This is a genomic window from Paenibacillus amylolyticus, from assembly GCF_050990605.1.
Taxonomy (GTDB): Bacteria; Bacillota; Bacilli; order Paenibacillales; family Paenibacillaceae; genus Paenibacillus; species Paenibacillus amylolyticus_H.
The window spans coordinates 930,717-956,108 of sequence record NZ_CP158832.1 but is presented as its reverse complement, the minus strand read 5'-3'; the positions used below and the strand labels follow the sequence as shown (position 1 = coordinate 956,108).

At 47.0% G+C, this 25,392-nt stretch carries 19 protein-coding genes and 1 pseudogene; 3 read left to right on the top strand and 17 right to left on the bottom strand.

What is annotated here, in order from left to right:
• The first annotated feature begins 6 nt into the window (after positions 1 to 6).
• Both ABTV53_RS04295 and ABTV53_RS04290 read left to right on the top strand, forming a co-directional pair.
• Positions 7 to 1,254: an ABC transporter permease gene (locus ABTV53_RS04295; RefSeq protein WP_433751019.1), complete on the top strand. Its 1,248-nt coding sequence runs from the start codon at positions 7 to 9 to the stop codon at positions 1,252 to 1,254.
• Positions 1,254 to 1,916: pseudogene (locus ABTV53_RS04290) on the top strand (ABC transporter ATP-binding protein); the annotation flags it as partial. The gene ABTV53_RS04295 and the pseudogene ABTV53_RS04290, both read left to right, overlap by 1 nt.
• A 132-nt stretch (positions 1,917 to 2,048) precedes the next feature.
• On the opposite strand, the gene ABTV53_RS04285 reads toward ABTV53_RS04290, so the two are convergent.
• The 5 genes from ABTV53_RS04285 to ABTV53_RS04265 all read right to left on the bottom strand — a co-directional run bounded on the left by ABTV53_RS04285 (position 2,049) and on the right by ABTV53_RS04265 (position 5,905).
• Positions 2,049 to 2,711, bottom strand: coding sequence for a hypothetical protein (locus tag ABTV53_RS04285; protein ID WP_433751016.1), 663 nt, complete (start codon positions 2,709 to 2,711; stop codon positions 2,049 to 2,051).
• A 120-nt stretch (positions 2,712 to 2,831) separates the two neighbouring features.
• The gene (locus ABTV53_RS04280) at positions 2,832 to 3,317 is read right to left on the bottom strand and encodes a hypothetical protein (protein WP_433751013.1); all 486 of its coding nucleotides are present in this window, start codon (positions 3,315 to 3,317) and stop codon (positions 2,832 to 2,834) included.
• Positions 3,314 to 4,507: a WXG100 family type VII secretion target gene (locus ABTV53_RS04275; protein WP_433751011.1), complete on the bottom strand. Its 1,194-nt coding sequence runs from the start codon at positions 4,505 to 4,507 to the stop codon at positions 3,314 to 3,316. Before ABTV53_RS04275 ends, ABTV53_RS04280 begins: the two co-directional genes overlap by 4 nt.
• Positions 4,508 to 4,761: 254 nt before the next feature.
• Positions 4,762 to 5,046 (bottom strand): DUF4183 domain-containing protein, encoded by a 285-nt coding sequence (locus ABTV53_RS04270; RefSeq protein ID WP_433751008.1) that lies wholly within the window; start codon positions 5,044 to 5,046, stop codon positions 4,762 to 4,764.
• Positions 5,047 to 5,128: 82 nt separating this feature from the next.
• Positions 5,129 to 5,905: a DUF4183 domain-containing protein gene (locus ABTV53_RS04265; RefSeq protein WP_433751006.1), complete on the bottom strand. Its 777-nt coding sequence runs from the start codon at positions 5,903 to 5,905 to the stop codon at positions 5,129 to 5,131.
• A gap of 453 nt (positions 5,906 to 6,358) precedes the next feature.
• On the opposite strand from ABTV53_RS04265, the gene sstT reads away from it, so the two are divergent.
• Positions 6,359 to 7,588, top strand: coding sequence for a serine/threonine transporter SstT (sstT, locus tag ABTV53_RS04260; RefSeq protein ID WP_433751003.1), 1,230 nt, complete (start codon positions 6,359 to 6,361; stop codon positions 7,586 to 7,588).
• A gap of 116 nt (positions 7,589 to 7,704) precedes the next feature.
• On the opposite strand, the gene ABTV53_RS04255 is transcribed toward sstT, so the two are convergent.
• The 12 genes from ABTV53_RS04255 to ABTV53_RS04200 form a co-directional block, all read right to left on the bottom strand.
• Positions 7,705 to 7,884: a VOC family protein gene (locus ABTV53_RS04255; protein WP_433751001.1), complete on the bottom strand. Its 180-nt coding sequence runs from the start codon at positions 7,882 to 7,884 to the stop codon at positions 7,705 to 7,707.
• Positions 7,885 to 7,919: 35 nt separating this feature from the next.
• The gene (locus ABTV53_RS04250) at positions 7,920 to 8,273 is read right to left on the bottom strand and encodes a VOC family protein (RefSeq protein WP_433750999.1); all 354 of its coding nucleotides are present in this window, start codon (positions 8,271 to 8,273) and stop codon (positions 7,920 to 7,922) included.
• Between the two features lie 363 nt (positions 8,274 to 8,636).
• Positions 8,637 to 12,137, bottom strand: coding sequence for a glycoside hydrolase family 2 TIM barrel-domain containing protein (locus tag ABTV53_RS04245; protein WP_433750996.1), 3,501 nt, complete (start codon positions 12,135 to 12,137; stop codon positions 8,637 to 8,639).
• A gap of 260 nt (positions 12,138 to 12,397) precedes the next feature.
• A complete protein-coding gene (locus ABTV53_RS04240) occupies positions 12,398 to 14,251 on the bottom strand; it encodes an IucA/IucC family protein (protein WP_433750993.1) in 1,854 nt (617 codons plus the stop codon).
• On the bottom strand, positions 14,211 to 15,518 hold the full coding sequence (locus tag ABTV53_RS04235; protein WP_433750990.1) for a type III PLP-dependent enzyme: 1,308 nt from the start codon (positions 15,516 to 15,518) through the stop codon (positions 14,211 to 14,213). Before ABTV53_RS04235 ends, ABTV53_RS04240 begins: the two co-directional genes overlap by 41 nt.
• On the bottom strand, positions 15,515 to 16,291 hold the full coding sequence (locus ABTV53_RS04230) for an HpcH/HpaI aldolase family protein (RefSeq protein WP_433750988.1): 777 nt from the start codon (positions 16,289 to 16,291) through the stop codon (positions 15,515 to 15,517). The genes ABTV53_RS04235 and ABTV53_RS04230 overlap by 4 nt, the downstream gene beginning before the upstream one ends.
• Complete coding sequence (locus ABTV53_RS04225; RefSeq protein ID WP_433750985.1) at positions 16,288 to 18,267, bottom strand: IucA/IucC family protein; 1,980 nt, start codon at positions 18,265 to 18,267, stop codon at positions 16,288 to 16,290. The genes ABTV53_RS04230 and ABTV53_RS04225 overlap by 4 nt, the downstream gene beginning before the upstream one ends.
• Positions 18,242 to 20,029: an IucA/IucC family protein gene (locus tag ABTV53_RS04220; RefSeq protein ID WP_433754044.1), complete on the bottom strand. Its 1,788-nt coding sequence runs from the start codon at positions 20,027 to 20,029 to the stop codon at positions 18,242 to 18,244. The genes ABTV53_RS04225 and ABTV53_RS04220 overlap by 26 nt, the downstream gene beginning before the upstream one ends.
• Entirely contained in the window at positions 20,007 to 21,422 is a 1,416-nt protein-coding gene (locus ABTV53_RS04215) for an MFS transporter (RefSeq protein WP_433750982.1), read from the bottom strand. The genes ABTV53_RS04220 and ABTV53_RS04215 overlap by 23 nt, the downstream gene beginning before the upstream one ends.
• An 11-nt stretch (positions 21,423 to 21,433) precedes the next feature.
• Positions 21,434 to 22,789 carry a diaminobutyrate--2-oxoglutarate transaminase gene (locus ABTV53_RS04210; RefSeq protein WP_433750979.1) on the bottom strand — a complete coding sequence of 452 codons (1,356 nt, stop codon included), beginning with the start codon at positions 22,787 to 22,789 and terminating at the stop codon, positions 21,434 to 21,436.
• A 180-nt stretch (positions 22,790 to 22,969) separates the two neighbouring features.
• Positions 22,970 to 23,980, bottom strand: a complete 1,011-nt coding sequence (locus ABTV53_RS04205; protein WP_433750977.1) for a hypothetical protein — start codon at positions 23,978 to 23,980, stop codon at positions 22,970 to 22,972.
• Between the two features lie 578 nt (positions 23,981 to 24,558).
• Entirely contained in the window at positions 24,559 to 25,380 is an 822-nt protein-coding gene (locus ABTV53_RS04200) for an ABC transporter ATP-binding protein (protein WP_076213318.1), read from the bottom strand.
• Positions 25,381 to 25,392 lie beyond the last annotated feature (12 nt).

The window sequence follows — 25,392 nt, the reverse complement described above, 5'->3', positions numbered from 1 at the left end:
ACCCTCATGTATAGAATCAAAGATGCGCTCAGAGCATTGAAAAACAGATGGGTGATATCCATACTTTTACTTATCCAGTTTACATATGGTTTGTCCACCATCACCGGAAGCAGCAATATCTTTTTGAATCTATATGACATGAACGTTAATTCCCTGCTAGATTTGAAAAGCACCTATGTTGTTGTCCCTGCAAAAGGAAGTGCTTCTGCTCATACACTATCCAAAGAACAAGTGGAAAACGTATATAGCCAATTGGAGCAGCATCCCGACGTCATTTCATTAGGTACGTACGCCGAGGAGATTTTATTACTGGATACGTCTTCGAACCCTGACCAAAGGTTAATGGAGCAGCTGACCCGGAGCTCTATGACATCGGGGCTGAACGAGCCCTTTATTACTGGAATCATGATTGATGAGCAATATAATGAACTTCTTAATCGGCAATTTGCAGCTGGCACCGGGTTTACTTCACAAGATTTCAGAAAAAGTAGCCAAGGACAAATGCCCGTATTGGTCGGCTCCTTCTTCAAGTCGTATTACAGCCTCGGTGATCTCATCAATGGTAAATACAAAATTGTCGGCTTCTTGCCTAATAAATACTTGGTGTATAGCAACACCTCCAACGTCTACTTAAAGCTGGACAAGGCATTCATAATGCCTATGCCCACAGATCGTTTTCATAGTGACGATGCCATCTCATCGAGATTACAACAGACAACCCTCCTCACGTTGAAGCCGGATGCCAATGTGAATGAGTTAAATAACATCTTCAGTTCAAATCAAGTCCATCTGATTCTAAAGAATTTGGGTGCATCCGTTCATGAAAACATCGAACAAAATATGTATCTGGAGACCTTTCAAACCATACTTGGATTGGCTTTTGTTCTGTTTTCAATCACTGGAATCGTGGTAACTACGATCGTCTCGCTGATGATCCGCAAAAGAGAATTTGGTATCAAACTCGCTTTGGGTGAACGTCCTTTAGGCATATTAGGCCAGATTACGATTGAAAATCTCCTGATCGGGATTGTAGGCTTCGGATTGTCTTTAATCCATTTTCAATGGAAATATAGAGAATTGCTCCAGATCTCCAAAGAGATCAATATGCTTAGTCCGTTAGACTTCAAATTAGATGGTTCCATTCTATTCATCATTTTTATCATCTTTAGTTTCATTATCGCCATTTCCAGTTTCATCATCTATTTATATATTCGAAAACAGGATGTAAAATCACTCATCGGAGGCATGGAATGATGGAACTTATTCAATTAAAAAACATCACTAAAGCATATCGCCGCCAATCCCCTGACGCCCCTGCCCTGGAAGATATCAATCTTACCATACACCGCGGGGAGTTGATTGCCATTATGGGACCCTCAGGTTCCGGTAAAAGTACCTTACTTAATATACTGGGGTTTATGGATCATCCTACCGAAGGCGAATATCTTTTTGACGGTCGACCTCTGCAACGGATCTCGTCTCGTCATATTCATAGGACAAGAAATCAAATGATTGGATTTGTTTTTCAACATTTTGCCCTGCTCAAAGATTACACGGTTCAGGATAATGTTATACTGCCGCTGACCTACAGAAAAGGAAAACATAAAGATAGAGTAGCTAAAGCCACACATTATCTTGAGAAAGTCGGGTTAACATCGCACCGACTAAAAAAGGCAAATGAACTCTCCGGGGGCCAACAACAGAGGGTGGCCATTGCCAGAGCCTTGGTGGGAGAGCCGGAATTGATCTTGGCCGATGAGCCCACTGGAAATTTGGATCGAAGAACCGGTGAAGAAATAATGGACCTCCTGCAACAATTACACCATGAAGGCAGAACGATTATCATCGTGACGCATGATGATGAGGTTGCCAAGCGATGTGAACGAATCATTAGACTAGTTGATGGAAAAGTGCTTACTGATCAAGCTCCAAGCACGGAGCCGCTTATAGTCGAAGGCAGAGATGACTGTTTTGCGGATGCATAGAGCCCACTGAATTCTTATAACTGACACCAACCAATTAATCCGGTCATCTATGGGGATATTTCATCATTCGTATCTTGGATTCAAAGCATCTATCCAAACGTCAGCCTCCACGAAATCTACTTTTTTCTCACTAAAATAAGCACGGGTCACTTGCTCCAGATCATTCAAGATTTGGGGCAAGTCATTCTCGTTCGTTTCCTTGGATTCAAAGTCTCCAACAATGTTCAGCCATCGATGATTTAACTGCTGATACTCCTCGATCCTTGCTTTAAGTTCAGTTGCTACAGGATAATTGGTTACATCCAGCCTCACGAATGTCATTCCCATACGGTGAAGGGTAAGTGGCATTATGTCTTCTAGACCTAAGCCAGCTGTGAATAATGCTGCAGGTTTGACCAACCAATTGGCTTCTTGACTGAAACTTAGATTCATCAAATTATACTTATTGATTATCTGTATCATATCTGTAAAGTTATAATAAAGCTGGCTAGCCTGCTCTCCATCCTCGACCATCTCGTTTGTTATTTTGTCATACTCCAGTATTCGGTTAAATAAACTATCATTATTGATAATCGCACTCTTCAGATCAACAAGATCTTGGCGGACATTCATCGTTAGATACTGTTCATACATTCTTTTCTCTTTATAAAAGCTATAGGTTAGAATAAGTAAGATCACAAAGGCAATACAACATCCGATCATTAAAAGTCGTTTTTTTAGTATCATGGCAAGCTGTTCTCCTAATTTTTTTATAGTAAGAAGCACCTCTACGTTTGTTTGTAGAAGTGCATTTAAGTAGTATCCTTTTGAATTTTAATGCACTAGAGTAATCCTCCACCCTCATATTTACATAACCTTTTCGCTGCACCACTTTGGGTTGTAAGGCATCTGACTTAATTTCAAGATATCGTCAGCTGTGTAATACCACTCAGCATCATCAAACCATAAGCAATCTTCCCTATTATGTTGAAAATACTCTACTACAAACCTATAAATAAATTCATATTCATGATTAATATTTACAATATCCACTGCCCAAAAGTAATCTGTTGATTGGGTGAGCCATGTAAAACTATCATATGAATCTTCAACAACTTTATTCACGTTAAAAGTGAAGTATCTAATCGTTTCTTCATCATCAGTATTTGAAAGGGTCTCCTCATTTACTTCAGATAGTGTGCCTTCTGCAGATTGAAAGTTGTTATCTGGATCAAGATCAACTGTTAAATGAAAACAATACATATTCGCTCTCTGTGCTGCATGCTTAAAGTTCTCAAGAGTCTGCTCCGGAGAATAATTTGTGATTTTTTTTAGAATGATTACTGAACTCATTTACTGATAACCTCCTTCAATTCCTCTAACGAGCAAATTAATTTTATATTCTGATCTTGTAATTTTTCAACTAAATCAGACTGAGTTTTATTTTTCACAGTTACATCTTCAATGTAATAAATAACTTCTCGATTGTCATAGTTAAAATAATTTTTATTTGATGGGTTGATCAACTTATCCAGTTGCTTTTCATCTAAGGCACTTAAAGACTTCTTGACTTCAATAATATGCGATTCTGTTAAAATATCGATATCGCCTGCTTTTAATTTATTTTGCAACTTCAACTCTATACCTGTACCTTCTAATCTACCAGTCTCTCTTATTGTCTCTGCCACTCGCCCCTCTAAAATATCACCAGGTTTTGAGCTTCTTAAATTTTTTTCGATAATTGCATCTATATCCTTAGGACCTTGATTAGTCCAAGATATTTCATTCCCGAATGAATTTGTGTATGTGGTTTTAGTACCTTCCGTTCTTAGCCTTCCATCATGGTTCAGACTATTTCCCTCACTCTTCTCCTTCTTACCTTCCATTGCTCCACCCGATTCATTGTGATCCTTTGAGTGCAAGGCTTTGCCAAAGAGAAAATAGGAGAAAGCCTGGCCTAACATGGCACCTTTATAATAACCCGACTTATCCTCATCAATTTGCTTCTTCTGCTCTTCTACAAATTGCTCTATATCAGACCTCGCCGTCCCCGTACCCCAGGCGGTATCCCATGCAAACTGAATACCACGCCCAACGTCTACAACTTTGCCCACGGTCATCGCATATGCCACACTGCCTATTGTACTAAACGGGTTATTGAAGAAAGCTTCTGCTGTCTGGCCCATTCCCGTCACTGTTTCTCCGATGAATTTGTTGATCAATCCAACAGTGAAGCTTGGTTCCAGTTCTTCTGGAATCCTCAAAACAGATTCACCTGAGCCATCAGTTGTCCTAAAATTTTTCGCTACATTGTGAAAATATTCCTGAATATCATTCAACCGTTTCAATGTAGTCGGAAACACTTCTTTTGCCTGCATAAAATCCCAGAAGAAACGCTCTCCGGTCACACCCGACCAATCGGATTGCAACATATAGATGGATTTCTCCAGTTCCCAGACCATTCGCTCCAGTTCCTGTTTCTTCTGCTGAACCAATCGAGCTTTCTCGTCCAACACATCGGGATGTACCTGAATACGTTGCATTCGATCTTCACCGCCAACCTGACCATAGTTTATGTACCTAAATTTTAACAAGTGAGAGTGAGGATTGGAATCAAACGGAAGGATCATTTACTCAGAGGTTATCCGGTAGTTGGGCAACATTCTTGGATAACTATTTTTGCACATTAATGCATGAATGAATACTGTTAAATCGCCAGGAGTCTTGTACAAAAAAAACGACTTCTATCTCAGATAGAAGTCGCACAAGATAACGATACAGCATAATTAACTCTTCTTTAAGACACTACAAATTGTACGACAATTGGAGTCCCTGCATTTAATGCATCTCCACCGGGAATTGTAATTGTAGTCGTCGTAGCCGAGGATGTATCTGCTGTTTGCATAAGGCCATTAATATAAAGATTGTAATAGTTGAACGTGCCTGGAAATGCCGTTGCAGCTACACCCGCATCATTTGTAAAAGCTGTCGCAGCAATGGCAAACGTTTCCCCAGTGCCGGTTCCATCACCAATAGTTGCAGCAAATCTTAAACTGTTCTGAAATGGTGTCACAAGTGGCATGTTTCTCACCTCCTACCTGACACAGTATATGTGGTAGATTCGAGCGCAGTGAGGGCAAAGCAACCCGTAAATAAAACCATTTTTATCCATTTATTATATTGACTGTTATTATAATTATCTCGATAATAATAGGTGTCCCTGCAAAGATCACACCGTTTTGTGACAAAAAAAACAACCTCTCCGCACTTACATTGTATGAGTTTCCCGGTTGGATGATCCCGTTTATATAAAGATTGTTGAAACTGGTAAATCCAACCCCGGCAAATTCGGTTATGCTGCCGCCATCGTCATTCGTGAATTCTGTGGCAGGAATGATAACCGAGGTCGACAAATCCAGATCGGTGTCCGGAAAATAGAAGTAACGGTTTGTCGTAGGAATGATTTCAATTCCGGGTACACTGCCCGGCGGACCAGGCTCACCCGGAGGACCAATGGGACCCTGCGCTCCCGGAACTCCCGGTTGACCCGGCTCACCTTGAGGACCAACGGGGCCTTGCGCTCCGGGAGTCCCCGGCGGACCTTGCTCACCTTGAGGGCCAACGGGACCCTGTGCTCCCGGAGCTCCCGGTTGACCCGGCTCACCTTGAGGGCCTGCGGGACCCTGTGCTCCCGGAGCTCCCGGTTGGCCCGGCTCACCTTGAGGACCAGCTGGGCCTTGCGCTCCGGGAGTCCCTGCTTGGCCGGGCTCACCTTGAAATCCGGCGGAGCCTTGGGCACCTGCTATACCTTGCGTTCCAGGGAGACTCACCATCTCCAATTCATGGTGTCTCAATGGAGGGAGCGGGGGGCCGGGCTCACAACATACCGGGTTGTTGACTCCCGCTCTCGGTAATGCAATGACTTTTTTGTCACGGGACATGTTCTTTGATCTTAATGGACGCTTCAAGGAGCGGTGCTTTCTTCGGCAGACTTTACGAATCATATAACATTTCCGTTTTCGTGGAAATTTGTTTTTGTATTTCAATCTGGCTCGTCTTGGCCTTAATTTGTTGAGGATAGCTGTCCTCTTGTTCAGATTCTTCAAAATTGTCACTCTCCTTAGGCCGGTGCATACAGTGTGTATGCCCTATGTATATGTCAGTGGCACGTTCGGAGAGTGTGCGAATAACTATAATGGAAGCCGTTTTGCGTCTTTAGTTCATGTTATGTAAATGCCTACTGGCTTGCATAAGGAAAGCAGGGGATGATCCATGAATACAAATATTGCCAAACCACACAAAAGACAAATTCCGTGATAAACTAACGCTATGCTTCATTACAGCATCGATGCGTTGCTTGATGATATTTAATATTAAAACTCGGAGGAATATGGATGAAAACGGTATTAATGCAATGGAACCGAATAAGTCTTATTAAACGAATTATGCTTGGAATTGTTGTGGGGATCATCTTGGCCCTGGTCGTGCCCGGTGCAACGGGGATTACGCTTTTCGGCACCTTATTTGTCTCAGCATTGAAGGCGGTTGCCCCGATATTGGTATTACTCTTGGTGATGGCCGCTATATCCAATCATCGAAAAGGTGTCCAAACCAATATGAAAAGGATTATCGTCCTTTACGTTATGAGTACCTTTCTAGCTGGGTTACTCGCGGTTGCGGCAAGTTACCTATTTCCGGTTACATTGACTTTGGTATCGGGCGTGCAAGAATTGACTCCGCCTAATGGCATAGTTGAAGTTCTGAAGAGCTTGTTGTTGAAGTTGGTTGATAATCCAGCAAGTGCACTGATGAACGCAAACTATATCGGTATTCTGGCCTGGGCGGTGCTGCTTGGTGTTGCTCTCAAAAGCTCCAGTGATAGCACCAAAAACCTGATTACTCAATTCTCGGAAGCTGTATCGAAGATTGTGAAGTGGGTAATTCAGTTTGCACCGTTCGGGATTATGGGCCTTATTTTTGACTCCATTACAACAAGCGGACTTTCGTCTTTGTTGGGTTACGGCAAATTACTTTCCGTTCTTGTTGGATGTATGTTGTTTGCAGCCCTTGTAGTCAATCCGCTAATCGTGTATCTGAACATTCGTAAGAACCCGTACCCCCTCGTCTTGCAGTGCTTAAGAGAAAGCGGGATCACAGCATTCTTTACACGAAGTTCTGCGGCGAACATTCCAGTCAATATGAGATTATGTGAAAAGTTAGGTTTGGATAAGGATACGTATTCTGTATCCATCCCGTTGGGCGCTACGATTAATATGGCGGGGGCAGCCGTTACCATATCGGTCTTATCCCTTGCGGCCGTTCATACGATGGGCATTCAAGTAGATTTTGGAACAGCGCTGATTCTCAGCGTGTTATCCGCTGTGGCCGCTACAGGCGCCTCGGGTGTGGCAGGTGGCTCTCTTCTGCTTATTCCTATGGCATGCAGCTTGTTCGGCATATCGAATGATATTGCGATGCAAGTCGTTGGTGTTGGCTTCATCATCGGAGTACTGCAAGACTCTTTTGAAACGTCACTGAATTCATCCTCGGATGTTTTGTTTACCGCTACAGCAGAATACGCTAAGAAACGTAAAGAAGGTAAGAAAACAGCAGTTCAGCTCTAGATTCAAAGCAGATGGCTATACCATATCCCCTCCTGGCTACAGTGAGAACGATCACATGATATCCTGTGATCCACACCGTAGACCCGAGGGGATTTCTTTATGACAACTGAACTGGGTTAACTGTAACAGGTGCAAATCATAAGTACATTCCCATCCGGGTCATTAAAGGTAAATTCGGATAGATCAGAATAGGTTTGAATTTGGGATATGTGCTCTGCTCCCAGTTCTTTCACATATTCATATGCAGCATGAATATCGCTTGTACTCAAGTTGTTGGCAATTGGACTTTTCAACATATGGCGCCTCCTTGTTCGATATCGCTAACAATACTTTACTCACATACCATTAATACATTTCCATATGGGTCCTTGATATTAAACCAATGATTATTCTGAATTTCGGTGATGATTTCCACATGTTGAGCTTGAAGAAGTTTATACGATTTCTCAATGTCGTCTGAAGCCAATTGGATCACGGGAACGTTATGTATGCTTTCCACTGAGTACATCTTGCTGTCGAGCACAATATTCGTTCCCCCTTCCATTGGCAACACGTAAATATGTCCGAAGAAAATCTCACCGTCTGTTGGCAACCCGAGCAATCGACAATACCAGTCCCTTGCATTTTCGATGTTACTTACCGGAATAAACACGCCTCTAACCTGGTTCAGCACTGGCTTTTCCATGCATCTTTGTCTCCATTCCATTTAGGGATTTTGATTTTACGACCAAGGCTCCTCCGATTGTTGCAGTTTGAAACGGGGCATTTAGCAAATGAACATCCCACCATATTCTTCTAATATTGGGCACATCTATATTTTACATCTGCCAGCATATAGGCACAAGTGTTCTTATTACTTTTCTTAAGACAAATTGTATGCATCTTATTTCCTCTCATCTTTTTGACAGGGTCGATGCTGCTCTCCATGTGCTACGCCAAAAATCCTGCAAAGCCTTAGGCCTCACAGGATTCTATCGTGTATAAGAATGATTACCGTATTACTAATGAGGATACAACGCCATGTGCCGCCTGCGGTCCCCTCATATGACTACTTCTCGAATCGGAACCAGCCTAAGTCAAACTGACTTCCCGGCAAGAAGATAAAGATTACCTTTTGCACACCTGTCACGCGTTCAAGCTCAAACACCCTTTCCTCATATCCACCCGACTGCGTGAACTCAACCAGCTGGTTGCTCTGTCCGTCCGCACCTGCAAAGCGAATATGAATCGTATTCTTATCAATCGGCGAATGACCATAAATAACAAGCTTCGACGCGCCTTCTGCCGTAAAGTCCATGTTTTCAAACTCCAGCGATACATTATTCCCGATGCCTTCTACTCGATCACCCTCGATTTTGAACGTATCTCCATAAAGATGGTCACAGGATGCAGCCGTATTCTGTTCAAAGGCCCGACTCTGACGTTCGAAGGAGAATCCTTTAATATGAATCTTCTGTTTCAGCACAAAACAGATCGACGTGATCCCGCTAAGGCGTTTGGACAATTGATACGTCTCTTCCTGGTATACATTCCAAATGGACTCTTTGTCATACACCACATCTGCGATCATCGTACTTCCTTCTTCATCCGGCATACCTTCCCAGATCTGAATGAAGTAGTCCTCCGTAGATAGCGTAAAAATTGGAATGGTAATCGTATCGGAGCCATATGGCCCGAAGTCAATATTACGGAAGCCTACATGCGTCTCCCCATCCCGACTTGTCGCTACCCCACGTTCATTGCCATTACCAACCTCACCTTTGGTGTAATCGTACAGCCCACCGGTGATGAACCCGTATGGATCTTTGTACGCTGTGCCGAGACCGTCCGCCTTGAATTCCAGCTGAGAGATTAGCTTGGTTTTGTCCGTACCGTTGGTACTTGTTGCGCGAAGCCGGAACTCCCCGTCACCTATAGCCGATACTTTCACCGCATGTTGATGCTCACCCTTGCCGCCCGTTTCCGCTTGAACAGCTTCCACCTTGGCTATGTTGGACTCGATCCCCGCATCATTTACAACAGCCCACTCGATATCGCGATAGGAGGTGTTCTCCGGATACAGCTTGGCAGTTACAACTAACTCCGGGTTGGACGGATCGAGCAACTGTCCTGCAGTACTGATAATCTCGATTTTCCGCAAAGGAATCTCCTGAGCATTTCCCGTCAGCACTGGACGTTCATCATTTTGCATGAAAACAGCTTGCGTTTGATTTTGATTATTAATTACACTGCTCACTTCAAGTTCCCCATCCACAACCCGCGATACGAACTCAGCCGTAGCCCCTTCCAACCCTTCGGAAGAAACTTCAATCCGTACTGTTCCAGGTTCATTTGTAGCTCCGATAATAGCCATCAGCTTGCCACTGAACATTCTTCTGCTCAACCCTTTGTATGGATCATAATCCGTGCTGTCACCGTTATCAAGACCCAGCAAACGTCCTGCGCCAGTCACCTGAACGTGTACGCGATTATTCGCATTGTGCACCGGATTGCCCGCTTCATCTTGCACATCAATTTCTACAAAAATGAGGTCTGTTCCATTCGCTTGTAACTGCTCCCGATCCGCTTGCAGACGAATTTTCTTCGCATCCGTATAGGATCTTTGCACATCGGTTGCAATGATCTGGCCGTTCTCATCGTAAGCGATTGCTATCAGCTCACCCTCTTCATAAGGCACTTTCCACCAGCCGGACAGTTGTGTTCCATTGGCATGATCGATATCGTACGTGCCAATCGTTTTGCCATTGAGTTGTAGCTCAATCTTCGGCGCGTTGCTGCACACGCGTACATCAATGATCTGACCCGGGCTGAAATCCCAGTAAGGGAACAGGTGAACCATCGGACTTTTCTTATAATCGGTCCAAGCCGCCTGATAGATGTAATAAGAGTCTTTCGGGAACGTTGCGGTATCCAGCTGTCCAAAATACGAATTCTTCGTATGATACGGTGTCGGCTCTCCAATATAGTCGAATCCGGTCCACAGGAATTGCCCCAGTGAATACGGCGTATCCCGCTCTGCCAGAATGCAGTATTCTGCCGACTTCGCGCCCCAGCTGGTCGTACTGTTACCCAAAGCCGAGCACTGCTCATCGTCATCTGCCAGAATTGGCTGTTCGAACGGGAAGTGATAGATGCCACGACTCTGTACCACCGAAGACGTTTCACTACCATAGATGATCCAGTCCGGATGTTCTTCATGATGTTTGTCGTAATATTTTTCCGCATAATTGTAGCCTGCCAGCTTCACGATATCCGCGCACTTTTGTGCATTTTCCCAAGGCATGTAGTTGGAACCGATGGTCACACCCGCATTGCCTTTTGGATCAAATTCCAGCACATAATCCATCAGCATCCGAGTCACTTCCTGTCCACGCTCATCCGCATGGGTATCATAGATTTCGTTCCCGATACTCCACATGATCAGACTGACATGGTTACGATCACGCTTCACCCAGCTCTTCACGTCCGTATGTGCCCATTCTGGGAAGAATCTCGCATAGTCATACGGTGTTTTCGCCCGTTCCCACATATCGAACGCTTCTGATACCACGAGCATGCCCATCTCGTCCGCAAGTTCCATGAACTCTTTGGCTGGCATATTATGAGCAGTCCGAATGGCATTAACGCCCATCTCTTTCAGCAGGATGAATCTTCTACGCAATGCCGTCAGGTTAAAAGCAGCACCCAACGCCCCGAGATCATGGTGTTCACAGACACCGTTCATCTTCGTGTGGACCCCGTTCAGATAGAAACCTTCACTCGGATCCAGCTTAACGTCCTTGAATCCAATACGTTGGGATACCGTCTCAATGATCTTCTCGCTCTGATCTTCCGAGATCAGTTTCAGTTCGGTGACCAGCTCATACAGATGTGGTGCCTCCGGGCTCCACAGGTTAGGATTCACAACAATAAGCTGTTGGCTATCTGTCGCTGCAACTGCTTTTTCAACCACCGAAGTCGTAACATTCGCTTGGCTGGATGCCACCACCTGACCTTCATACCGGATCGTATGCACCAGTTCTGCCTGCTGATTCTGTTCCAGGTTCAACTCCGTATCCAGTTCCACCTGCCAGCCACCTTGCTGTTGCTTGATGGATACGTAAGTTCCATCCGTAACAATATGGTTGCGGTCTCTCGTCTTCAGCCACACATGGCGATAGATTCCGGCCCCGGAATACCATCTGCTGTTCGGGCTCTGATGCACTACTTTGACCAGAATTTCATTCTCGCCTTCCACCAGAGCATTCGTGATCTCATGTTCAAAAGCAGAATAGCCATACTTCCACTCCCCAACCAACTGCCCGTTCACATACACCGAAGAGTCCATGTATACGCCATCAAAACAAAGCAGAAGCTGTTGCTCATCCTTCGTGTAATGGAACGTCTTGCGGTACCAACCAATACTGTCTTCATACAGATCAAGCGTATTATATATCAGCCAATCATGGGGAAGCTCCACAGGTTCATACACCAGACCCGCAGGTTCCGTAACATCCAGCTTACTTTTCGCAAATTGCCATCCATCATTAAAAAGTCTCTTCTGATTCATGGTAGATTCTCACTTTCTTGAAGTAAATTATGATTGCGGTTACAACAATAGATATCGCTTTTTACGAAAACCTTTTCGATAATACACAAGTATGACTATAACACATAACCCGATTATACCATCAGTCCTTTTCTTGTACCTCCATTTCATAAGTTTTTTAGCCAGATTGATGAACGTTTTACCCCTCCGAGCATTTCAACTCTCAGTGATAACAAACCAAAAGGCAACCCGACAAACGAGTCACCTTCTCTCTTCCATATCTATCCCTTGTAAAAAGGGTTCCACCCTAAGCCTTTGCCCGATGGCATCGCGCCAGGCACCCCGTCTGCTTCAAGCAGCGGACGGACAACTAACTTCACGGGCCACTCCTTGCTCTCAAATACCGCATGAGCAAGCGCGGCCCGGTCATGCTCGGGAAGCTGCACATGCGTCAGCGCTTCCTTCCAAGCCTGCTCCGTGATCTCCCATAACTTCGTTTCCGGGATGTGATACACCTCGCTCAGTACCTCCATGATCGCAGCCAGATTCACCTGCGTCCCGAGCGACTGCACATAGAAGATCAGCTTCTGAATCGTCTCGTTATACAGGCTGTTCGAGTAGCCCGGGCGAATATGATAGGCAGGGTCTGCAATGCCATGCTGATCCAGATAAGGCTGATGTAGACGCACGGAATCATGATCGCGGAACAAGAGCCCTATTACCTGATTATCCCGTAACACCAGACAGCAGTTCTGACCATGAATCTCAGGTACAACCCCCACCTTGAACAGACGCATCACGATGTCATAGAACGTCGTAGCTATACTCGTATAGAATTCCACCACATCCGTGCTACTCAGGTTATCCCCCAGAATCTCGGTTAATAGATGATGGCCATCCAGATTCACACCCAGTGCCGCCATGGGGATGACTTTGTAATCATCATCCAGCAACTCAGTGGGATACACACGAATCTGTGCAGCCAGATGCCGGGGATGATCATCGAACAGTCCCATGGATTCCGGCATGAAACCCCACCAGTTCTGCTCTTCGCACATATAAACCTTGTGCTTCAACGTCTCATCACAGGCAACCGCCTGTCGTAACATCCGTTCTCCGGCAAGACCATTCAACAGTTTGACCACCGGCAGATAACGAGCAGCCCCCAGAGACAGCACGCTAACCGGTAGCTTCAGCATTAGGGTGGATTCAGTTGATGGAGCCATCGAGCGCAGAGAGGATGTGGCCTGTACATCGCCCACTTCTACATCCAATACGACAATACTGCCTGCTTCAATCTCTCCCGTGAAGCGAGGCAGAATCACATGCTGCAATTGCCACGGGTGAACAGGCATTGGCAGATATTCGTAGAGCGTGATCCCTTTTCGGGCAAACTCGGCTTCCACCATTCCGCGCTGAACATCGTCTAACACGTCCAAAAGGGATAACCCATCTTCACAACCTTGCTGCACGGCATCCAGTCGTATAGCCACCCAGCGCAGTGAAATCCCCTTCCCGAACTCTGCTGCATACCGAGTTACATCTTCTGCGTTGAATCCCACCTTGGCTTTGGACGATGGGTGGAACGGACGATCCCGCAATGCAGCAACACGCTCACCTTTGATAAACCACTCATAAGCAGACACCGGAACGTTGGCGGACAGGTACTGGACTTGTTCCCAGCCCAGAGCATACTGCTCTAAAGCAATATCCAAACTAGTCAGGAATTCCGCCACTCCGGGTTGCCTATATTCTTCATCTGACACAGCCCTCTGTAACACCGCACGTCCAACCTCTGCCGGAGAATCAAGGAGAACCCAGCTTCCATCTGCTTTCTCTTCGTAGATCGGTGAACCCTGAACCCATTGAGTCCCCTGTCTTACTCCTGTTTCAACCAAACACAGCACGCCTTGAGTGTGTAATCTGAAATAAGAAGCTACATTCTGATTATGATTATGCTCTTCACTGTCATATTGCTTGTACAATCGACGGAATGGTGCAGGTGCCGTGGCAAAATCAATGAATGGGTGATTCTCCAGTGGAAGCAATTGCTCCGACAAAAATGAATTCATCAGATCCGCCATAATCCGGCGTTCAGCGGCTTGCAGACTGGAACGCTTCATCAGTGTTGACATGATTATTGTCCTCCGTTAGATAATGGAATGCCGGGTGCGGATGCCCCAGAAAATCATGATGCGAGATGGTCCAGCAATATGCTCCAGACTTTTCAAACAAAACAATATCTCCCACCCGCAGCAGTGCTACCTCCGCATCGGAATGCATGCGATCCTTGGGTGTACACAGCTCACCTACGATATGGACTCGACCATCCCTTACCTCTGGGCGGGCAAATGAATGCTTCCAGCGATCTGTCGTCATAATCTGAAACGGGTGGTTATGCCCCCATGAAGCAGGCAAACGATTGTGGTGCGTACCTCCTCTTAACACGGCAAAATACTGATCATGAGAAGTTTTGATATCCGTAACCTCTGCCGCGTAATATCCGTGGTCTGCCACCAGCAGACGGCCCGATTCGAAATATAACTCGCCTCCACGTGAAGCAAGGCGTTCTCTGGCTTCACTTTGCTCCAGCAGGGAAGTGAATAAGGGCCAGTCGAATCCGGAACTCCCATCATACGTAACACCAAACCCGCCTCCTGCATTCACCACTTCCACAGGAAGATCATAGTTGTGCCGCCACTGCTCCACCTTTTGCAAATACAGCTCAATCATCTCAGCGTGCAGTCTGGCGTCCATATTGTTGGACAAGGAGTGAAAATGGAACCCGCTCAACCGAACAATACCCGCGCCTTCCACATGAATAAGTTCGATCGCTTCTTCCACTACTTCTTCATCGATGCCAAAAGGACTTGGCCCACCGCCCATAACGATCTTCGTACGAGGTAACGCACTGCTTCGCAGATTGATTCGAAGAAGAATGCGCACGTCCTGCGCCTGTTGTTGCTTCTGCTGTTGCTTATGTTTCGGCTCATGCTTTTGATACATCGCTCTCTCTTTCGCAATCGCGATGATGCGGCGCAGCTCCAGCAAACTCTCCACATGAATGTAACTTACGCCATGCTCGATCGCCAGCCGCAGTTCGCTCTCCTTTTTCCCCGGACCGCCGAACAGAATCGGAACCTCTCGACTTACCGCTCTAACCTTGAGCAGCTCTCCAATCGAAGCCACCTCAAAGCCCTTCACAAATGGAAGCAACGCCTCTATGATCCGCGGATCTGGATTCGCCTTGATGGCGTAGAACAACTGTGTGTTCCCGGGCATGCTGTCCAGCATCTGACGTACCTGTTCCTGAATGCCTGCCAGATCATAGACATACGCACATACCGGGTCTTCCATTCCGCGTTGAAGTTCATCGATCGCTTGCCATACACTCGATTTCATAGTTGCCCACCTGCATTCCTGTAGTCGTTCCGTTTTTGGGCATACGCCCGAAACGCCGTATTCCGATCATCACCCAGCACGTATATATGTACTCCCCGCTCCGCCCACAGCGACATGTCATCCACACCTCTCGTGACCGTAGCATAAGGTACTTCGCACTGCTGCGCGGTAGCATGCAATTCATCCAGCGCACGTCTCACATCCGGGTGCTCGGTCTGCCATGGCACGCCGAGAGATTGCGACAGATCCGCTGCCCCTTCCAATACAAAACTCACCTGTGGGTGAGACAGAATCTGTGCACTTTGCCGAACGCCCTCCGCACTTTCGATCATGGGAACAATCATCACTTGTTCGTTTGCTTCCCCAATGTATCCCGTGAGCGGATATTTCCCGAATACACCAGGACGACCGCTATTCAAACTCCGCATGCCAACCGGATGATAATAGGCGTGACGAACCGCTTCCTCCACCTGCTCCAGTTGCTCGACATGCGGAATGACGATACCCTGTGCACCGCAGTCCAGCACTTTAAGAATCTCCGCTCGCTCCACCTTCGAGATACGTACAAGCGGAGTTAGGCCGACCAGTTCCGCAGCCCGAATCAACTCTTCCACCGATTCCATCGATGTTGCGGCATGTTCCAGATCAATGATGACAAAGTCATATTCCGCATGTCCGATCATCTCGATGATGACCGGGTGGGGTATGGATACAAAAAGGCCATACACGAGCTGTTTACGTGCAATCTTTTCCTTCAGCGTATTGATTCTCATTCGACAATTTCCTTTAATTCGGGTGTTCTCTTTGATTCAAGTACATCCTTCGATACCTTAAGCGGATTGATCGCCTTGCGGAAATACAACTCCCCATCCCCATACAGACGGCGCTTGGTCATCTCTTCGATCAGTGCATCTTCGGCAAAAAGGTCAAATGCAACGAACCGTTCCTCATACTCCGGGTGCTCTCGCTGATAATCCACAATTACCCCTGCGCACAGCTGCCAGAACGCTTCCTCCGACAGACCAAACTTCTCAAAGGCCAATGCAATATCTGTCATGCATATAAAAAAGAATGCGTCATACGTATAGTCACGAACTTCCGACACATCTCCCGCATAGATGAAGGAATACCGATTGAACTTTCGATGAGTTTCCGGCTCTGGATTCAGTTTTGGTGCTCTTTCCGGGTGCAACAGTTGATCTGGTACATAACGAACACCATCATGCAGATCCTTGATTATGATTCGTTTCGGAAGATCGTCTTCCAGTACCAAAATGATATTCTGAGCATGAGATTCCAGCGCAATCCCGTGTGCATAGAGCAGATGGATAATCGGCAGTGTAACCGTGCGAACGAGGGCCTCGCTCCATTTTTCCACACCATGTCGTTCTATAACATCCTGAATAAATGGAACGCCATCCGGCTGCACCAACATCAACGCATTCAGCGGCCACGCCGTCTCACCTTGCTTCAGGTGAACCGATACATTCTCCCGCCAGATGGCTCCGAGTGTACCGTAGGCCCGTCCATACTGCGTTGCAGGCAACTGCTCATAACGGAGCGACAGTCCCATGATTTCTTTTAGAATGCCAAACTGCGCCTGCTGCAACAGCTCATCATCACAAACGAGATTATCCAGCCAATCGCTGATCAGCGGTGCGTTCTGGGTTGTATGCTGTGCCAGAATCCGCGTGCTCGACGTGTTGGTGATGCTGAGGGCCAGCTTGATATAAGGGGCTTCCGGATTCACCCGGTTCGACAGTGAACGGATCGACTGCTGCGCACGATAGGGCGAAGACGATGGACCAAGATACACGATGTCTCCATCCATCAGCTGACGGGCATATACCGATTCCAACTGGTGCTCCCACTGCCACGGATGAACCGGAATGAATACATATCGATCACCTGCGTCAGAACCTATTTCTCCATCCACCTTGCTGCCTTTGCCGCCAACGCTAGAGCCTATTAAGCTCTCTTGAACAACTGTTATTTCACCAACCTCGGCACTGCTCCCAAGCTGATTTGCACTCGCCGCATATGCGTTGGTTTTCTCCACCATGTCCATTCGACCTTGGTGTTGCAGCATCTGATGGAATCGCTGTACGTCCTCCCCAGTCAGATGTTGCCCTATCAGTTCTTCAGAGCTATACCCCGCGGATACAGCGGTCTGAACAAATTCTTTTTTCACAGCCACCCAGACTAATGCAACCTCCGAGTTAAATTCAGGGCCATAGGCCAGATTGTCTTTCAAAGAAAATCCCAGTCTCGACTTGTAGCTCGGGTGGTACAGATGACCGTCGGTCATGTGACTTTCAAGCGCATCATAATGCCGATCCTCACTCGGAATGTTCAAGGGCAATATAGCTCGGCACTGACTATCCTTTGCCATCGTTTCGAGCAGTTCCTGGATAAAAGCCGTCACATTTGCACCCTTCAATGCGTTCAGCACGATTTCCTCCAAAAACAGATCCAGATCGGTGCAAGGTACGCCTTCTCTTTGGATCGAACCCTTCTTCACCTTCACCCGGCCAAATGAAAACTTCCGCTCCGCTTCACACGTGTACGCCACAGAATCGCCGGAAGATGTACGTCCCTCAGTTCGCCATTCGCTCCCACTTACATGACTGTCCAATATGCCTTCGAACCACATCGCCTCCAGCGTCTGCCGCATGATTCGTTCCTGTACATTCACGTAGACTGCTTCTGTCCTGCCGCTTGCTTCAGATCTGTATCCCACAACTCCCACGCACTTCACTCCCTATTCGTTTCATTACATTGCTCACTGGCACGTAGGCCGGGGTCTGGCTGATCCCTCTTAGACAACTCACCAAGTTTTGTTTGGCCAGAAATGCATCCGTTGTCAGCAGATGTTGCACATATGCATTGCCCGTTCGTTCCAGTTCCTCCACAAGTACCTCACGTACCTGCTTCCAGAAATGCTCCTCCGGGACGTTCACATCTCGCGCCATCGCATGAATCAGAGACCCCAGATGATTGACGATAAAGTAGTACGATGTCCGCGCCCAGGCTTTCTCTCGCGAATAAAATAATAAATCGGACGCAGCGCGATCCTGCCCACGGATAAGTTCCTCATCCACACTGACCCCTTCCAGATCGCGGACGATAAAATCAACAGGCAACCCATCCTTTAAGGTCACAAGGGTATTCTGCAAATGAGCTTCAAAATGAATGCCTTTCTCTCCCGCCGCCCGTACAATCGGCAACAGAGAACATTTGAGATATCGATTCAGCCATTGCTCCGCTATATCACGTCCACCACCCAGCATCGTCATCAACCTGGAACGCATCCCGGGAAGCGGTGCCTCAACCAGACTGGATAGTACATACGTATTCGCAGGGTCGAACTCAATTGGTCGATAAGCTATCGTAAACAGACTCGTTAACTCTTCATCTTCAAAAGCACATGTCGCTACGCCTGTCTCATACGCAATATGCGTGTTCGATTCAGCACCGAAGCAGTCATGCTGCCTGACGTACTTGGAGGCATCCAGTGTTCTGCGCATCTGCTCAGCACTATTGGTGCGAATCATGTTGGTGATCTGCATGTTCAGTGACAGCTTGATATTGCAGTTCCATGCGGGAACATACACCGTACGAACCGAAGAAGTTGGATAGACGGTTGGCCCCCTACTTCCGAGCAGAATTAATTTTTCATCTCGAAAATAGGACTGTATCTCGGTCAACCGTGATATGTATGCGTATTGCCATGGATGGACGGGCAGAAGCCCATACATTCCGCTCTTTTCTTTTAAAATAGGCTCCACATGGCTCTGCAGGAGGTCATGCAAATCCATTGCCGCCTCGTCATCCACCCATTCCTGCACGTAGACATCCTGCCTCACGGCGATATAACAGAGTTGAAATGATGTCCGTAACTCCGGACTGTACTTCTGTACATCCTGCTCGCTGAAGCCTTTGGAGTTCTTCGGAAACGGATGGAACGGATGACCATACAACAGTGACTGTTCAGATGTGCGATAGTCGTGGATGTCGAGACCGGCTGCTTGTTCGATATACAACGTAAGGTTGCCCACACTGTTATCTACCTTTTGTGCAAAATCTCTGGCATATGCCGCCTCGACACGATTCGTATTCTCACCCAATGGATGTACATTCTCCAGCTCAAGTGAACTCTTCATTTCCATCACACTTTTCTTCATTCCATGTTGAACCGAACTCGCTCCCTGTTCCCCATTCCCGCTTAGCTCAGATGTGATCCAACGCACCAGGTCGCCATAATGCACCGCTTCCCCGCCAGATTCCATGCTGAGGTATTCATGCTCCCCTATGGCAGAGTAATAAGACAAGCGTCCTGTCACCTTCACCCTACTGGCATGAAAAGCAACAGTGTACGACAGCGTATTTGGATTGATCCGAATATCGCTTTCCTTCTCTAGCGCAAGCTCACGGATGTAACAGTTCAACAGCAGCTTGCACGAATGTTCATGGGCCTGCTGCTCAGCCTCAGACCGGAGCTTGTTTTCCATCTCGAACAATGATGCCAACCTTCTTTCGGGTTATAAGTAAGACCAGGGGAAGTGTAAGCAGTATGGCGCAGCCAAGTCCGATACAGATCTCTTTGAGTGCTCCCCATTTTGCCATCTCCATGGACGTTCCTGCCCCGGCAAGCCATTGCCAACGCATATCGTAATACAGGGTCATGCCCATCACCGCAAACGAAGAAGCCAGCCGCTCAATCGTGGTTGATAACACCGACCCTTCGTGCATGTCTTCGTCCGGTAATGCTTGCAGACCAATCGCAGAGATACTCATGCCTGACAGACCAACGCCAATTCCACGGCATGCCATGAGCATCCCGATGATCCAGATCGATGCTCCCAGGGGCAGAACTGCAAACGACAAGATCGATATGGACACCAACAATGTGCCCCATGCGATAAAATGCATGGACCGACCACGATCCAGCAAGCTGCCGCCAATCCACATGAATAGACTTGTACTGATCGATAAGGGAATGAACAGTGCACCGGACAAAGCCGGTGACAGGTGGAAGACGTCCTGGAACAATAACGGCAAGGCAAAGATCACGCCAAACATGACACAATCCTGAATGGTCGAGATCAATACAGTCAGCGGAAAGACGGCATTACGCCGCAGCAACTGGTACCGGATCAGTGGTTCCTTGCGACCGTTCTCGGTCTGGACAAAACGAATGAGCAGCACCACACCGAGAGCAATCAGTATCCAAGGTACCCATACCGCCACGACAGGACTCGCATACAACTGTAATCCCAGACTAAGGGCACCTACTGCGCAGATCAGCAGCATGACACTGGTTGGATGCCATCGTTTCCTACGGGCAGGGATATAGGTTTGAATGACTCGACCGCACCCGATCAACGAGAATATAGCCAGTGGCACATTAAGCCAGAACAGCATTTCAAGCCGTCCATACTGAATGATGAAGCCCCCCAGCGTTGGACCGGCAGCCGGAGCCAGCATTAGCAGCAAGCCCCAAGCACCGGTAATTCGTCCTCTTACCTCCGGTCCGTAGACATCAAACAGCAGCACAAGTGATAACGGAATCATCAGCCCTGCGGCAACCCCATGCATGAAACGGACCAGTAACAGTACCTCAATAGAGTGATAAAATAGGGCACCTGCCACCGAGAACAATCCGTATAAACTGATGCCCAGCATATACGTCTGCTTACGGCCCAATCGATCCACAATCAGGGAAGCCAGCGGCATCGTTAACGTCATAGCCAGCATGTACAAGGCAATGATCCATCCGCCTGCTGTCGTAGAGATCTGATAATATTGCACAAAATAAGGCAGCAGCAGGTTAAATGCACTGTTGGTCAGCACCAGCGAAAAAGCACCGATCAGAATCGCGAGTAATACTGCATGCCTTTTCATCAGGGATAGATTCAACATGCAGCCGTTGCTAAGGCAATCGCTTCAGCTACCGATTTCTCAAAGATCGCAAGGATTGCGCCCGTTTCTTGCTCCGTAATATTCAGCGGCGGCAGAAAACGAACAACAGCTGAATGACGCCCGCCCAGTTCCACAATTAATCCATTCTTGAAACATTCACGCTGAATAGACTCAGCAAGTGCACCATTAGGCAGATAATGTCCCAGACGATCCTTGCGTCCTGCCGGATTAACCACCTCAACACCAATCATCAGCCCTCTGCCACGCACATCACCAATCTCTGCATATCGCTCTTTCAATGCATTCAGTTGATTCATGAACTGCTCACTGCGCAGATGTACGTTGTGTAGAACATCCTGTTCCCGAATATAACGAAGTGTCGCAAGTCCCGCTGCCATGGCCAGCTGATTGCCACGGAATGTGCCTGTGTGCGCTCCAGGCTGCCATTGGTCCAGCTCTTCCCGGTAGATGACAACAGACATGGGCAGACTTCCGCCAACTGCTTTGGAGCAGATGATTACATCAGGTACAATTCCGGCATGTTCAAACGAAAACATTCGCCCTGTCCGTCCGATGCCTGTCTGCACTTCGTCAATAATAAGCGGAATGCTTCGCTCTGCTGTGATTCGTCGCAGCTCCTTCAACCATTCAATGTCTGCCGGAATTGCCCCACCTTCTCCCTGTACCGTCTCCACAATGACCCCACACGGTGCCGCAATCCCACTCTCGCAATCATCAAGCAAGTTCTCGATATACTGTGAACTTAACCGGGCCGTCATGCCCTCACCAACACCAAATGGGCAGCGGTATTCATAAGGAAACGGAAGGAAATGAACATCCGGCAGCAGGCTTTGCAGATGTTGTTTCTTGCTCAGGTTGCCACTCATCGACATCGTCGCTTGTGTTGAACCGTGATAACCTCCCTGAAAGGCAAGAATAGACTTGCCACCTGTAGCATGTTTGACCAGCTTAATGGCTGCTTCTACTGCATCCGCTCCGGTTGGACCACAGAACTGGATTTTGGCTTTGTCTCGCATCTCTGCCGGAAGAATGGAGAATAGTTCTTGCATATATGAAAGCTTCAGCGGCGTTGCCAAATCCAGTGTATGAAGCGGAATCTGCTGATCCAGAACATCGCGAATGGCGTTGACCACCGTGTCATGGTTATGCCCCAGCGCCAATGTTCCTGCACCAGCCAGGCAGTCGTAGAATACGCGGCCTTCCGTATCGGTAATCTTCACCCCATGGGCCTTGTTAATGACAAGTGGGAAATGTCTGGGGTACGATCTTGCATTGGATTCCTTCTCATTTTGCATCTTCAGATATTCCGTCTGCACCTCTACTGACATAGCCCTCAAACGCTCCTTATAATCGATTCAGGCTGAACCTGCTGCCTGTGTTTCTTGTTCTGCATTTTGCATAAGACATAGTATTGGTTCAAAATCATGGTTAGTTCCGAATTATAAATAAGGGTATCCGTCATCTGTTATCCGTTATTTATTGTCATCTATGCGTTGTTATAAGTTATATCACTTATATTCACGTTGTTCCTGACACAAGTATTCCAGGTATAACCGAACCACATCACGAGTTGTCCCACCATGGGGAAAGACGTGGTGTGTCAGATCTGGCAAGGCGTTCACTTCCAGGATGCCTCCCTGATCTCTGGAGATCGGGGTGCGGATATCACGACAACGAACATCGACTCCTGCTACATCGATCTGAAGAGTCTTTGCCGCCTGAATGATCATTCGGGCATTTTCGGGATGAATGATTTCGGTACAATCCTTGTAGAATTCACTGATTTTTCCGGCGGCAGAATTGCGGAGATCATATAACTCGACTTCTTTACCAGCGGCAGGTACTTCATCCAGTGTTGTCCCTTGTGCACGTAATACCTCTAACAGACGTTCAGCTTCTGCATTAATCTTGGGAAACGCTTCATACTCGCCAATGGGTGTCATCTCGATTCGTTCCTGATTCAACTGCTCAATTAACGCCCGAACGGTTGAAATTCCGTCTCCCTCGACATAGACAGGCCGATACTCATTCACAGCCGCCACTTCACCGTTGATGATCAGCACTCTGTAATCGATTCCGGTCACATATTGCTGTAACATAATGCTGCTGCCGTGGGCACTCGCAAGACGAATGGCTGCCTCCAGTTCTTCTACTGTACGCACATCCAGCGTCACGCCCATGCTGCTGCTCGCATCCAGCGGCTTCACCACAATGGAGCCGTATCTATTCAGAAAAGCTACTGCTTCACTCCCCATCTCCGGGATCACGATAAATGACGGTACAGGCATGCCCTGTTCATGCAGCAACATATTACATGCCTGCTTGTTCTTCGCAAGCAGTCCAGCGATTAACGGCAGACGATGAGATCTGGTTTTGTTAATGATGATCTCTTTGTCCCGTACAGATAGCTTCAGAAAATCTTCGCATCCCTGAAGAAGTGGCTCACAGGAGATGCCCATTTCTCTCGCTTTGTTTATAATGAGTCGGTTTTGCAGATTATGAATCCCTTTCGGAAACACTGAAAATCCTCCTCGATCGAATGAAAGTACTCGCTCCTATATAAGTTGAAATAAAGATTATTTACGCTGACACTACACTGACAGAACAACCTTCCAATCACTGTTATCCCCAGATTTTTTGATTCCCTTTTCTCAAGGGAAAAATCCGGGGATAAAGGCGCAGCTTATGCTTCCGATGCAGCTTTCTTGCAGAAAGCTTTTAGCTTCGCTTTTTCAGGTTTTTTCTGTCCTCTCCGTTGCATGTAAATGATTAATTCAACTTATATTGCTCATACGTTCATCATTTTTTTGTAATTATAAATTGATAATGATTATCAATATCATATAAAATCTATTTTATGGCAATTCGAGTTATATTGTCAATAATAAACTTTTAAGGAAAAATAAGATTGAATTTAATGTAGGTTTGAGTCGATGCAGGTATGCTTTTATCGAATAATAGGCATAACAAACCGGGCAAGCCTGAGACATGGTTTTACCAACGGTTTGCCTAATTTGTCATCTGTATGATCATACAATGGAGTTGATTTGGAGTTTTGAATAACTATCGAACGAATCAAAAGCGGACTTTTTGATCCTCAAGCCAGCTGGGTGTACCGCTGTTCTCCATTCAGCTTCCTTCCCCTTCCGTGCGGGATACAGGTTGGTGTGCCAAAGAGTGGATCAACTGCAATCTCACACTCCATCTGGAAGACTTTACGGACCATGTCCTGTGTAACAATATCTTCCGGTTTACCTTCCGCGTAGATGGACTTGTTGTGAACAGCCACAATGTGATGCGCATAACGACATGCCAGATTCAGATCATGAAGTACCATGACAATCGTGCGTCCTTCCCGTTCGTTCAACTCAAACAGCAGATCAAGGATATCAATCTGATGTGTCATATCCAGATAGGTTGTAGGTTCATCCAACAGCAGCGTTTCGGTGCCCTGCGCAAGTGTCATGGCAATCCAGGCACGCTGACGCTGTCCACCGGACAGTGCATCCACAGGCCGATCCGCTAGGTCAGTCAGATGTGTGGATTCCAGTGCCAGCTTGACCATGCGCTCATCCTCTCGTGACCATTGCTTCAACCACGTTTGATGTGGATAACGTCCTTGCTTAACCAGTTGGTTCACCGTCAGGCCCTCAGGAGCAGTCGGACCCTGTGGCAGGATGGACATGCGTCTTGAAATTTCCTTGGTCGGCAACTTTGCAATCTCTTCTCCATCCAGCAGCACCGAACCGGAGCTGGATTTCAGCAACCGGGCCATCGTACGCAGCAGCGTAGATTTGCCACAGCCGTTGCTGCCAATCAGGACAGTAATCTGTCCCTTGGGAATGGTCAGGTTCAAATTTTCAATAATGGGATCTGCTCCATAGGAGATCGTAAGCTCCTTGGCTTCCAGAATACTCACAGCTCTCTCCTC

What these genes read in the sequence shown, in the direction of transcription:
- ABTV53_RS04295 (WP_433751019.1), top strand. Translation starts at nt 7, where the DNA reads ATGTATAGAATCAAAGATGCGCTCAGAGCATTGAAAAACAGATGGGTG.
- ABTV53_RS04285 (WP_433751016.1), bottom strand. Translation starts at nt 2,711, where the DNA reads ATGATACTAAAAAAACGACTTTTAATGATCGGATGTTGTATTGCCTTT.
- ABTV53_RS04280 (WP_433751013.1), bottom strand. Translation starts at nt 3,317, where the DNA reads ATGAGTTCAGTAATCATTCTAAAAAAAATCACAAATTATTCTCCGGAG.
- ABTV53_RS04275 (WP_433751011.1), bottom strand. Translation starts at nt 4,507, where the DNA reads ATGCAACGTATTCAGGTACATCCCGATGTGTTGGACGAGAAAGCTCGA.
- ABTV53_RS04270 (WP_433751008.1), bottom strand. Translation starts at nt 5,046, where the DNA reads ATGCCACTTGTGACACCATTTCAGAACAGTTTAAGATTTGCTGCAACT.
- ABTV53_RS04265 (WP_433751006.1), bottom strand. Translation starts at nt 5,905, where the DNA reads ATGTCCCGTGACAAAAAAGTCATTGCATTACCGAGAGCGGGAGTCAAC.
- sstT (WP_433751003.1), top strand. Translation starts at nt 6,359, where the DNA reads ATGAAAACGGTATTAATGCAATGGAACCGAATAAGTCTTATTAAACGA.
- ABTV53_RS04255 (WP_433751001.1), bottom strand. Translation starts at nt 7,884, where the DNA reads ATGTTGAAAAGTCCAATTGCCAACAACTTGAGTACAAGCGATATTCAT.
- ABTV53_RS04250 (WP_433750999.1), bottom strand. Translation starts at nt 8,273, where the DNA reads ATGGAAAAGCCAGTGCTGAACCAGGTTAGAGGCGTGTTTATTCCGGTA.
- ABTV53_RS04245 (WP_433750996.1), bottom strand. Translation starts at nt 12,137, where the DNA reads ATGAATCAGAAGAGACTTTTTAATGATGGATGGCAATTTGCGAAAAGT.
- ABTV53_RS04240 (WP_433750993.1), bottom strand. Translation starts at nt 14,251, where the DNA reads ATGTCAACACTGATGAAGCGTTCCAGTCTGCAAGCCGCTGAACGCCGG.
- ABTV53_RS04235 (WP_433750990.1), bottom strand. Translation starts at nt 15,518, where the DNA reads ATGAAATCGAGTGTATGGCAAGCGATCGATGAACTTCAACGCGGAATG.
- ABTV53_RS04230 (WP_433750988.1), bottom strand. Translation starts at nt 16,291, where the DNA reads ATGAGAATCAATACGCTGAAGGAAAAGATTGCACGTAAACAGCTCGTG.
- ABTV53_RS04220 (WP_433754044.1), bottom strand. Translation starts at nt 20,029, where the DNA reads ATGGAAAACAAGCTCCGGTCTGAGGCTGAGCAGCAGGCCCATGAACAT.
- ABTV53_RS04215 (WP_433750982.1), bottom strand. Translation starts at nt 21,422, where the DNA reads ATGAAAAGGCATGCAGTATTACTCGCGATTCTGATCGGTGCTTTTTCG.
- ABTV53_RS04210 (WP_433750979.1), bottom strand. Translation starts at nt 22,789, where the DNA reads ATGTCAGTAGAGGTGCAGACGGAATATCTGAAGATGCAAAATGAGAAG.